Origin of the sequence: Chroococcidiopsis sp. TS-821, from assembly GCF_002939305.1 — a bacterium.
GTDB lineage: Bacteria > Cyanobacteriota > Cyanobacteriia > Cyanobacteriales > Chroococcidiopsidaceae > Chroogloeocystis.
In genome coordinates this window covers 1-472 of record NZ_MVDI01000035.1, presented here as the reverse complement: position 1 = coordinate 472, position 472 = coordinate 1, and the positions used below count along the sequence as shown (strand labels likewise).

Below are 472 nucleotides of genomic sequence, written 5' to 3'. Positions count from 1 at the left end.
GCACTGGACGTCTGGGTGGGTCCATTCGATTCAGCCTAGCGTCACTAGTCTGGGCCGTAAGCCTTGCACGTGGTTTGCACGCCAGGAAGGCTAGTCTGGCGTCTGGTGGGTCGGAGGGGCTGTAAGTGGATAATCATGAGCAGAAAAGAGAACACTCAAAAGATACACGCGATAATCATTCGCGACAAGAAGATGCCTGGCATGGCGCTTCTCGCGAAGCCTGGGCGAACACACAAGATCTAGCGGCGAAACGTTCTACCGGGCAAAGCAATGAGCTGCAGCCCGGACATGTCGATGGTACCGGGATCACCTTCCAGGGCGGGAATCATACGAGCAAATCTGATCAATTGCGCGAGAACGCGAAGAAAAGTCTAAAAGAGATGAGCGCGATAGACGACTTGCAAGAGGCGGCAGGTATTACAGGAAGAGACGTAAAAGGCCACGTAGTGCGTGGAGGGGGCGGAGGTCTATC

At 54.7% G+C, this 472-nt stretch carries 1 protein-coding gene; it reads left to right on the top strand.

Features of this window, described 5'->3' with window-relative positions; genetic code table 11:
- Positions 1-125: 125 nt before the first annotated feature.
- The coding region (locus B1A85_RS23340) for a hypothetical protein (protein WP_146087216.1) at positions 126-472 on the top strand (347 nt) is incomplete at its 3' end.